1 protein-coding gene is annotated in these 4,677 nt (G+C 69.4%); it reads right to left on the bottom strand.

The window, feature by feature from the left end; genetic code table 11:
* Positions 1-4,677: SDR family NAD(P)-dependent oxidoreductase (locus tag ACFWXC_RS52880; protein WP_384491501.1), on the bottom strand; the 4,677-nt coding region annotated here is incomplete at both ends.

Here is a 4,677-nt window from a genome sequence, read left to right on the forward strand (position 1 = left end):
CAACTCCCACAACCCAGCAGGAGACGTAACACCACCCGGATACCGACAACTCATCCCCACAATCGCCAACGGCTCATCCACCCGCGACGAACGCCTCGCCCGCACCACCCGACGCTCAACAACACCCTCACCCCCACCAACCTCCGCCAGCAGGAACCGGCTGACGGCAATGGGTGACGGGTGGTCGAAGACCAGCGTCGACGGGAGCCGTACGCCGGTGGTCTGGGTCAGCCGGTTACGCAGTTCCACCGCGGCCAGCGAATCGAAACCCAGCTCCTTGAACGCACGCCCCGGATCAATCACCTCGGACGACGCATGCCCGAGTACAGCCGCCACCTGGCTCCGGACCAACTCCAGAACCACCCGCTCCCAGTCCGCTTGTGGAACATCGGCCAACCGTTGGGCGAGCGAACCAGCGGCCCCGGCACGTCGTGCCGGCATCCGCACCAACCCACGCAACAGAGCCGGCAGCAACCCTGATCGGGCCTGCGCCCGCAGAGCAGCGAGGTCCAACTGCACTGGCACGAGCAGGGCCGCGTCGCGCCGCCGGGCTTCGTCGAACAGCTCCAGGCCGAGGGCGGTCGGCAGCGCGCCGACACCCATCCGCTCCAGCCGCGCGAGTTCCGCCTCATCCAGCTCCCCGGTCATCCCGGTCGCATCCGCCCACAACCCCCACGCCAGCGAGGTCGCCGGCAGGCCGGCAGCACGACGCTGCGCGGCCAGCGCGTCGAGTACGGCATTGGCCGCGGCGTAGTTGCCCTGGCCAGGGCTGCCGATCAGGGCGGCGACGGAGGAGAACAGCACGAACGCCGACAGGTCCATGTCCGCGGTCAGTTCGTGCAGGTGCAGGGCCGCGTCCACCTTGGGCCGCATGACGCGTTCGAGCTGCGCGGGGGTGAGGGAGGTGATCACACCGTCGTCCAGGACACCGGCCGCATGAACCACAGCCGTGAGCGGGTGCGTGAGGGAGCCGATCAGAGCGGCCAGCTGGCCGCGGTCGGACACGTCACAGGCCACGGCACGGGCCTCGCAACCCAACTCCGCCAGGTGGTGTACGAGTTCGGTGGCTCCGGGGGCGTCGGGACCGCGCCGGCTGACCAGCAGCAGCCGCCTGGCACTGTGGTGTTCGGCGAGATGCCGGGCGAAGACCGCGCCCAGGCCGCCGGTGCCGCCGGTGATCAGGACCGTGCCGCCGGGGTCCAGTACCGGGGCCTCGACCGGTACAGAGGACGCCCGGGACAGCCTCGGTGCCAGGAACCTGCCCTGACGGACGGCGAGTTGAGGCTCGTCGAGAGCAGCCAGCGCGCTCCAGTCGGGCACGTCACCGTCACCGTCGAGGTCGACCAGTGTGATCCGGCCCGGATGCTCCGACTGCGCACTGCGCACCAGACCCCACACCGGCGCCAGCACCAGATCAGGAATGTCATCACCGACGGCGATCGCGTTCCTCGTCACCACAACCAGCCGCGCATCAGCCAACCGGTCACTCGCCAGCCACCGCTGAAGCAGCCCCAGCATCCCCGTGGCCACAGCCAGCGGAGTACCCGCCGGCCCTTCCACCTCGGCCAGCACCAGATCCGGCACCGGGGCACCATCGACCAACGCCCCCTCCAGCACGTCCAGATCGGCGTGCCCCGCCTCACCCAACACCGCAACCCGCACAGCAGCCGGGGTCGGCAGGGACAGCGGTGCCCAATCGACCTCGAACAGCGAGCTGTCCTCCGACCGTTGGACGCCTGCGAGCTGCGCCTGGTCGACCGGACGGAAGGCCAGCTTCCCTACGCTCGCAACCGGCTCGCCCTGCTCACCGACGACATCGACACGCAGTGCGAACTCGCCCGCCGACCCGATCCGCACCCGTACCCGCGAGGCGCCGGCGTGCGCGAAGCGCACCCCGGACCAGGAGAAGGGCAGCCGGGCGGAAGCGCCCTCCCCGTCGTCGAGCCAGCCGAGACCGCCGTGCAGCGAGGCATCAAACAGCGCCGGATGGAAGCCGAACCTGCGTGCCGCTTCGGCGTGCTCGTCCGGCAGAGCGACCTCGGCGAACATGTCGTCGCCGTCCCGCCAGGCCGCGCGCAGACTCTGGAATGCGGGACCGTAGTCGAAGCCGACCTCGGCCAGCCGCTCGTACATCGCGCCGACGTCAACCGGCTCCGCATCCACCGGAGGCCACTCGACAGGCAGCCACGACGGTGCGATGGGCTCCGCGTCCGGATCGGCGTCCGGAGCGAGCACGCCGCGCCCGTGACAGACCGCTTCCGACTCAGCTTCCGACTCGGTTCCGGTCTCGGGGCGGGAGAAGATCGCTACCGGGCGACGGCCGTCTTCCTCAGGCTCACCGATGGTGACCTGAAGTTGTGCCGCTGCGTTCTCACGAAGGATCAGCGGCGCTTCGAGGACGAGTTCTTCGAGGACCGGACTGCCTGCGTGCTGCCCGGCCGTGACGGCCAGTTCGACCAGCGCGGTGCCAGGCACGATCACCATGCCGAGTACACCGTGGTCCTGCACCCAGGGCGCACTGTCCTGCGACATGCGTCCGGTGAACAGCCACTCGTCCCGCTCCCCCACCCGAACGGCGGCAGCGAGCAGTGGGTGGTCGAGCCGCCCGAGTCCGGCAGCAGCCGCGTCACCTGCCCCGACACCAGGAGCCAGCCAGTACCGCTCGCGTTGGAAGGCGTAGGTCGGCAGGGGGACGCGCCGGGCGCCCGTGCCCGCGTAGAACGCCGACCAATCCACCGGCACACCGGCTACGTGCGCCTGCGCGAGAAACGCGGCGAAGGTCTCCGCCTCGGGGTGACGGGCCCGTATTGCGGTTGCGAACAGCGCCGTGGTGTTCTCATCCAGCGACTGACGGGCCAACGCCGTCAGCACGCCGTCCGGACCGAGCTCCAGGAACCGGGTGACACCCTCGGTCTGGAGGGTACGCACCCCGTCCGTGAACCGAACCGCCTGACGAACGTGATCCACCCAGTAGCCGGGGTCGGCCAGCTCCGCCGACACCAGAGCACCGGTCACATTCGACACCACCGGGATCCGGGGGCTGTGGAACGTCAGGGTCTCGGCGACCTTGCGGAACTCCGCCAGCATCGGCTCCATCCGATGCGAATGAAACGCATGACTCACCCGCAGCCGGCTCGTCTTACGGCCCTGCCACCGCGGCAGCCACTCATCCAGCGCGTCCAGATCACCGGACACCACGACCGAGCGGGGACCGTTGACCGCAGCGATCCCCAGCCGGTCCTCGAACCCGGCCAGCTCCCCGGCAACCTCCTCCTCCGTCGCCTGCACCGCCGCCATCCCACCACCGGCAGGCAACGCACCCATCAACCGGCCACGCGCCACCACCAGAGCGCAGGCATCCGCGAGGGACAGCACCCCGGTCACATGGGCGGCCACCAGCTCACCGACCGAGTGCCCGATCAGATAATCCGGGCGCACCCCGAGAGACTCCACCAACCTGAACAGCGCCACCTCGACCGCGAACAACGCCGCCTGCGTGAACTCCGTCGCATTCAGAAGACCCGCATCCGCGGAACCCTCCTCAGCAGCCAGCAGACCCAGAACCGAACGGCCCAACCTCGGATCCAGCTCCGCACACACCTCATCCAACGCCCGCGCGAACTCCGGATAGACGGCGGCGAGTTCCACACCCATCCGGGCCCGCTGCGCCCCCTGACCCGTGAACAAAAACGCCGTACGACCCGCACTCGCCTGACCGTCGAACACACCGGCCGCAGCCTCACCGCCGGCCAAAGCCGCAAGCCCCGCCAGCAACCCCTCCCGATCCGACGCCACCACCGCAGCCCGCTGATCCAACTGCGCCCGCGCCATCACCGACGAGAAGCCCGCGTCCAGGACATCAAGCTCCGGCTGCGCCAGCACATGGGCGCGCAGCCGCTCGGCCTGGGCCCGCAAGGCCACCTCGCTCTTGCCCGACACGACCACCGGCACAGCGGGCAGCACCGTCACCGGACGCTCGGCGGGCTCCTCGATCTCGGCGGAAGGAGCCTCCTCGATGATCACGTGAGCGTTCGTGCCGCTGACTCCGAAGGAGGACACTCCAGCACGTCGCGGCCGCTCACCCGCAGGCCACTCCTCCGCCTCCGTCAGCAGCCTGACCTGACCGGCCTCCCAGTCGACATGCGGCGACGGCGCATCAACGTTCAACGTGGCAGGCAACTTCCCATGCTGCATCGCCATGACCATCTTGATGACACCCGCCACGCCCGCTGCCGCTGAGCTGTGCCCGATGTTGGACTTGATGGACCCGAGCCGCAGCGGATCGTTCTCAGCCCGCTCCTGCCCATACGTCGCCAACAACGCCTGAGCCTCGATCGGGTCACCCAGCTTCGTGCCGGTGCCATGCCCCTCCACGGCATCGACATCGGCAGGGCTCAACCCGGCGTTCGCCAACGCCTGCCGAATCACCCGCTCCTGCGAAGGACCGTTCGGCGCCGTCAGACCATTACTCGCACCGTCCTGATTCACCGCACTACCCCGGACAACACCAAGAATCCGGTGACCGTTGCGACGCGCATCCGACAACCGCTCCAGCACGACCAGTCCGAGGCCGTCGGAGAAGCCGGTACCGTCCGCTCCGGCCGCGTACGACTTACAGCGTCCGTCGGGCGACAGCCCACGCTGCCGACTGAACTCCATCAGCAGGAACGGACCTGC

Source organism: Streptomyces sp. NPDC058683 (assembly GCF_042716195.1).
Taxonomy (GTDB): Bacteria; Actinomycetota; Actinomycetes; order Streptomycetales; family Streptomycetaceae; genus Streptomyces.